Consider the following 5,902-nt stretch of genomic DNA (forward strand, 5'->3'; position numbering starts at 1 on the left):
GACATACAGGTTGCCGTCGGCAAGTGCCGCAAGCGGCCGCTCTACCGCCGGATCGCCGGCGGCCGCCAGTTCGTGGACGACGGCCCCGATCTCGGAAAAGCCCTTGGCCGTGGCGAATTTGGCGATGATGCCGCGCAGATCGGCTTCGCCGGCGCCGGAGGACGACAGCGTCGCCAGCAGGAACAACAGCATCAAACCCGTGCGGATCAAGATCATCGGTCTCTGGTAACCCCTGAAGGTTGAAGTGGGCGTCCGGACGGCGGAGGAAGCCGTCCGGACGCGCGCGGTCATGGGCATGGACCTGAAGGTCCAGCCCGGGGAGGATCAGTTCGTGCCCTTGCCGCCGCACTTGCCGGTGGCAACATTGAAGTTGCCGCAGGACAGAGGCGCGCGCCAATCGGAGATCAGGTCCTTGGAATCAGGCAGATAGTCGGACCACTCGTCACCCATCACCAGGCCCGGCGTGCGCGACACGGTTTCGAACTGGCCGTCGGCCTGGATTTCGCCGATCAGCACCGGCTTGGTGATGTGGTGGTTCGGCATCATCGTCGAATAGCCGCCGGTCAGGTTCGGCACCGACACGCCGATCATGGCGTCGATGACCTTGTCCGGATCGGTGGTGCCGGCCTTCTCGACCGCCTTCACCCACATGTTGAAGCCGATATAATGGGCTTCCATCGGATCGTTGGTGGTGCGCTTGTCGTTCTTGATGAACTTGTGCCAGTCGGCGATGAACTTCTTGTTCTCGGGCGTGTCGACGCTCTCGAAATAATTCCAGGCGGCGAGATGGCCGACCAGCGGCGCGGTGTCGAGACCGGCTAGCTCTTCCTCGCCGACCGAGAAGGCCATGACCGGGATGTCCTCGGCCTTGATGCCCTGGTTGCCGAGTTCCTTGTAGAACGGCACGTTGGCGTCGCCGTTGACGGTCGAGACGACGGCGGTCTTCTTGCCGGCCGAACCGAACTTCTTGATCGCCGAAACTTCGGTCTGCCAGTCGGAGAAGCCGAACGGCGTGTAATTGACCATGATGTCTTCAGCCGCCACGCCCTTGGCCTTCAGATAGGCCTCGAGGATCTTGTTGGTGGTGCGCGGATAGACGTAGTCGGTGCCTTCCAGCACCCAGCGCTTCACCGAACCACCGTCCTCGCTCATCAGATAGTCGACAGCCGGGATGGCCTGCTGGTTCGGCGCCGCACCGGTGTAGAACACGTTGCGCTCGCTTTCCTCGCCCTCATACTGGACGGGGTAGAACAGGATATTGTCGAGTTCCGAGAACACCGGCAGCACCGATTTGCGCGACACCGAGGTCCAGCAGCCGAACACCGCCGCGACCTTGTCCTTGGAGATCAGTTCGCGCGCTTTTTCGGCAAACAGCGGCCAGTTGGAAGCCGGATCGACGACGACCGCCTCGAGCTTCTTGCCGAGCAGACCACCCTTGGCGTTCTGCTCGTCGATGAGCATCAGCATGGCGTCCTTCAGCGTCGTCTCCGAAATCGCCATGGTCCCCGACAGCGAATGGAGAATGCCGACCTTGATCGTGTCGTCGGCGGCCTTGACCGGAGCGGACGTCAACAGGCCGGCGGCGACCACACCAGCCGAAAACATTTTTGTTATTGTCGAGAAATTACCCCTCATATTACAGACTCCCAAGCTAGTTGATTGCACCGCAACACTACAAAGCAACCCCCATGCCAACCGCTCTGGCAATCCCGAAAGGGCACAAATAAATTATAGATATCAGCACCTTGGAATATAGGGCTTACAAAACAAAGAGAGGTGGCCAGAAATCGATTGAGGGAATTTTGCGCAGCTTGCGCAGCCTCTGCCTATTTTTCGATCATTTACCAAATCTGCCTAGATTTTGAACTCACCCGTGCCTCAGGCGACCGATGTTGCGGCGCGGTGCAAAAATAGGGCAAGCTCGCTCTTCAAGCGAGCGACGTCATGGTTTCAGGTATTTCACGTATTTTGATCGGCATACTGCTTCTGGCTGCAGCAACCGTGGCCGCGCGAGCCGATTTCAGCGACGGCAAGATGCCTGACGGCGCCTATCATTGCGAAGTGTACCTGCTTGGCATGTTCCTCAGCCTCGGCGACATCACCATCAAGGGGAACGTCTACAGCGGCCCCGTCTACGCCAGCCTCGGCGTCTTCGGCACCGCGCGGCAGGGCTACAACTACCAAATGGACGCAAACGGCGTGATCTCGTGGCTGGGGCCGCTGGGCGGATATACCGCCGGCGGCAATTCACTGTCGCTGACCCAGGCGACGCTGGACGGCGAAACCGTGCCCTCCTTCGACATCATCATGAAGCAGCCCGACGGCGCCTTCACCGCCTCGACCTGCACCAAGCAGTGAGGCGGCAAGAAAAAGGCGCGGAACCTTGCGGGTCCGCGCCAGCAGTCCGTCGGGAGGATGTGACTAGATCGTCTTGGCCGACATCTGCGCCGCGATGTAGTCGGCCTGGCGGATCGCGAGCGACACGATCGTCAGGGTCGGGTTTTCGGCGGCACCGGTGGTGAACTGGCTGCCATCGGACACGAACAGGTTCTTGATGTCGTGCGCCTGGCCGTGCTTGTTGACGACGCCGTCTTCCGCTTTCTTGCTCATCCGGTTGGTGCCGAGATTGTGGGTCGACGGATAGGGTGGCGTCGGGAAGATGCGGGTGGCGCCGACCGCATCGTAGAGTGCCGTAGCCTGCTTGTAGGCGTGGTTGCGCATCGCGGTGTCGTTCGGATGGTCGTCGAAATGCACGTCGGCGATCGGCATGCCGTGCGCGTCCTTCTCGTCGGCATGCAGCGTGATGCGGTTCTCCGCGCGCGGCATGTCCTCACCGACGATCCAAAGGCCGGCCATGTGGTCGTAGTGATCGAGTGCTGTGGTGAACGAGCGCCCCCATGCGCCCGGATCAAGAAACGCTGCCATGAACGGCAGGCCGAGCGACAGCGTCTCGAACTCGTAGCCACCAACGAAACCGCGCGATGGATCATGCCGCGCCTCGTCGCGGATGATGCCGGCCATGGTCGTGCCGCGATGCATGTGCACCGGTCTGTCGAAGATGGCATAGACCGAGCCGGTGGTGTGACGCATGTAGTTCTTGCCGACCTGGCCCGACGAGTTGGCAAGCCCATCGGGGAATTTCCCCGACGCCGAATTGAGCAGCAGCCGCGGGCTCTCGATCGAATTGCCGGCAACCGCGACGATGCGCGCCTTCTGCTCCTGCAGCTTGCCGTCTTTGTCGGCGTAGACAACGCCGGTCACCTTTCCGCTGGCGTCATGGTTGATCTTGATCGCCATGGCATTCGGCCTGACTTCGAGATGGCCTGTCGCCTCTCCCTTGGGTATCTCGGTGTAGAGCGTCGACCATTTGGCGCCCCATTTACAGCCCTGGAAGCAGAAGCCGGTCTGCTGGCAGGACATGCGGTCGTCGCGATCGACCGAGTTGATCGCCATGTTGCCGGTGTGGCATTCCTTGTAGCCGAGCTTGTCGGCGCCGGCCTTCAACACCTTGAAATTGTTGTTGCCCGGCAGCCGCGGCCAGTCATTGGTGCCGGTGACGCCCATCTTGGCTTCAGCCTTGGCATAGTAGGGCTCCATCTCGGCTAGCGTGATCGGCCAATCGAGCAGGTTGGCGCCTTCCAGTTTGCCGTAGGTCGACAGCCCCTTGAACTCATGCTCCTGGAAGCGCAGCGAAGCTCCGGCCCAATGCGTGGTCGAACCGCCGACCGACTTGACGATCCAGGCCGGCAGGTTGGGAAAGTCCTTGGCCACACGCCAGTCGCCCGACGTGGTGCGCTTGTCCGTCCAGGCGAGCTGGCTGAACGAACCCCACTCGTCATTGATGAAGTCTTCGTATTCGTGGCGCGCGCCGGCTTCCAGGATGACGACGTCGACACCCTTCTGGGCGAGTTCGTTGCCGAGCGTGCCGCCGCCGGCGCCCGAGCCGATGATGACGACCACGCCATCGTTGTTCAGATCAAATGAAGCTGCCATGGTTTCCTCCCATGATTTCTGTTTGCGGGTTCAAGAACGACGGGGCTCAGAGCCACTCGATGTCGTCGAAACCGCGCGCGATGTAGCCGCCCTTGGAATAGGACTCGCCCTCGTAACCGAAGATCGGCCACACCTCTTTCTGGTTGTAGAGGCTGACCACGAGGCCACCCCGGATGGCCTGGAAGAACGGCGTCGCCTCGATTTGCTTCAGCACGGCGACGCGCTGGTCCTCCCAGCCAAGGCCGCGGTAGCCGCCGTCACCGGACTTCTTGTCGAGGTCGGCGATGCCATCTTCGAGCATAGTCTTGTAGGCGGCGTCCTTGCCGGCCTGTTCGTCGTGGCCTTTCACGGCAATGGCGTAATATTTGTCCGGAACCTGATCGTGCGGATAGATGTCACGCGCCATCTGGATCAGCGTCGCCATGGTTTCGGGCTTGAGTGCCGATGTCTCCAGTCCCCAGGCATGCTCGGGGCTGATGACGGCGCTGCCTGAAATGACGAGCAGCGCGCCAATGCCGCCGCGTTTAAGAAGCTCTCGACGGGACAGCCCAGGCTTCGCGTCATAGATCGTGACCATTTTATTCCTCCCTGCTTGCTATGTGCGCTCTCTTCAGAACGCCGTTGCTGGCGCGCTGCCCCCGTCAGGGGACGGCTGCGATGTCTCCTATTGGAAGCGACCTCCGCGTTGCAGAACCTCGATCTTGTAGCCGTCGGGATCCTCGATGAAGAAAAAGCGGGCGATCAGCGATCCGTCGCGGTTGAACTCGACGATTTTCTTCGGGTTGAGCCCTAGCGCGCCGAGACGATCATGTTCGCCGTCGAGATCGACGACCGAGACCGCCAGATGGCCGTAGCCGTCGCCGAGCCCGTAAGGCTCCTGCCGATCCTTGTTCACGGTCAGTTCGAGCTCGAACCCTGCCTCGGCATTGCTGAGGTAAATGAGCGTGAATGTCTCGAAATCCAGCCTGTCGGCGACATCGAGCCCGAAGGCGTTTCTGTAGAAATCGACCGATCGGGCTTCGTCGAGAACCCGGATCATACTGTGGATCGCCTTGGCCAAATCAGTCTCCGTTCTGGTGTGGAGGCGATTATGCGCGGCACGGACAAAAGGTGGTGGCAGCCGGTTACCACGCCCGCAGCCGCGAACGGGACGAAAGTCCGATTGCCGGACCGGCAATTTTGCCCGAGAATGCATGTGGGGACAGGTCAAGCAGTATCAAACTGCACGCCCGTCCACCCAAGACCAACAATCATGGGAGGTTTGTCGGATGTGCAGGGTGTTTGCGGGCCAGGATCCCGAAGGCTATCGCCAGATCAACCGGTCGATTCGCATCGACGGCCACTCGACCAGCATCCAGCTCGAAGCGACATTCTGGGCTTTGCTGGACGAAATCGCCGAAAACCAGGATTTGACGACGCCGAAATTCATCTCCAAGCTCTATGACGAAGCCATCGAGATCAACGGCGCCATCCCGAACTTTGCGTCGATGCTGCGCACCACCTGCGCGCTCTATCTGCGGGGCCATCGGCCGGGAATGGATGAGCAGATGGTGCCGAAGCGGGAGGCTGCTTAGCGCATTGCGCTCAGCTGAGTTCTTGCGCGAGCCCGATGAGAAGCCCTCCAGGCCCTCGAATGTAACATAGCCGATACACGTCTTTATACTGGACGACTTCGCCTTCGAGCCGAGCACCGCGATTGCGGAGCCTTTCAAGCGTCCCGTCAATGTCGTCCACGGTGAACATGACGCGGAGGTAGCCCAGGGCGTTAACCGGGGCGTTGCGGTGATCGGCGACGACAGGCGGCGTGAGGAAACGGGACAGTTCGAGCCGGCTGTGGCCGTCCGGCGTCCGCATCATGGCAATCTCGACGCGCTGATCGCCCAGTCCAGTGACACGTCCGGCCCATTCC

General features: G+C 61.0%; 6 protein-coding genes and 2 pseudogenes (1 of these 8 running past the window's edge). 2 read left to right on the forward strand and 6 right to left on the reverse strand.

The genetic code is table 11. The features are described 5' to 3' along the window. Together EOC06_RS42640 and urtA are read right to left on the reverse strand one after the other, a co-directional pair. Window positions 1-216, reverse strand: a pseudogene (locus EOC06_RS42640) (urea ABC transporter permease subunit UrtB); the annotation flags it as partial. 108 nt (window positions 217-324) lie between these two features. After that, window positions 325-1,635 (reverse strand): urea ABC transporter substrate-binding protein, encoded by a 1,311-nt coding sequence (gene urtA / locus EOC06_RS15885; RefSeq protein WP_027036733.1) that lies wholly within the window; start codon window positions 1,633-1,635, stop codon window positions 325-327. A 309-nt stretch (window positions 1,636-1,944) separates the two neighbouring features. Here urtA and EOC06_RS15890 point away from each other — a divergent pair, with 309 nt between their 5' ends. After that, the gene (locus tag EOC06_RS15890; protein ID WP_128308210.1) at window positions 1,945-2,358 is read left to right on the forward strand and encodes a hypothetical protein; all 414 of its coding nucleotides are present in this window, start codon (window positions 1,945-1,947) and stop codon (window positions 2,356-2,358) included. 63 nt (window positions 2,359-2,421) lie between these two features. Here EOC06_RS15890 and EOC06_RS15895 read toward each other — a convergent pair whose 3' ends face one another. The 3 genes from EOC06_RS15895 to EOC06_RS15905 all read right to left on the reverse strand — a co-directional run bounded on the left by EOC06_RS15895 (window position 2,422) and on the right by EOC06_RS15905 (window position 5,053). Next, complete coding sequence (locus EOC06_RS15895) at window positions 2,422-3,993, reverse strand: GMC family oxidoreductase (protein ID WP_128308211.1); 1,572 nt, start codon at window positions 3,991-3,993, stop codon at window positions 2,422-2,424. Window positions 3,994-4,039: 46 nt separating this feature from the next. Continuing rightward, window positions 4,040-4,570 carry a gluconate 2-dehydrogenase subunit 3 family protein gene (locus tag EOC06_RS15900; RefSeq protein WP_127268967.1) on the reverse strand — a complete coding sequence of 177 codons (531 nt, stop codon included), beginning with the start codon at window positions 4,568-4,570 and terminating at the stop codon, window positions 4,040-4,042. 87 nt (window positions 4,571-4,657) lie between these two features. Next, window positions 4,658-5,053 carry a VOC family protein gene (locus EOC06_RS15905; protein WP_127321936.1) on the reverse strand — a complete coding sequence of 132 codons (396 nt, stop codon included), beginning with the start codon at window positions 5,051-5,053 and terminating at the stop codon, window positions 4,658-4,660. 208 nt (window positions 5,054-5,261) lie between these two features. Between EOC06_RS15905 and EOC06_RS15910 the strand changes: the two genes are divergently transcribed. Beyond that, on the forward strand, window positions 5,262-5,567 hold the full coding sequence (locus EOC06_RS15910; RefSeq protein ID WP_127268969.1) for a ribbon-helix-helix domain-containing protein: 306 nt from the start codon (window positions 5,262-5,264) through the stop codon (window positions 5,565-5,567). A 10-nt stretch (window positions 5,568-5,577) separates the two neighbouring features. Here EOC06_RS15910 and EOC06_RS15915 read toward each other — a convergent pair. Beyond that, window positions 5,578-5,902, reverse strand: a pseudogene (locus tag EOC06_RS15915) (VOC family protein) (it continues 132 nt past the right edge of the window).

The sequence above is a fragment of the Mesorhizobium sp. M7A.F.Ca.MR.362.00.0.0 genome, from assembly GCF_004023175.1.
In the GTDB taxonomy this organism is placed as follows: Bacteria; Pseudomonadota; Alphaproteobacteria; order Rhizobiales; family Rhizobiaceae; genus Mesorhizobium.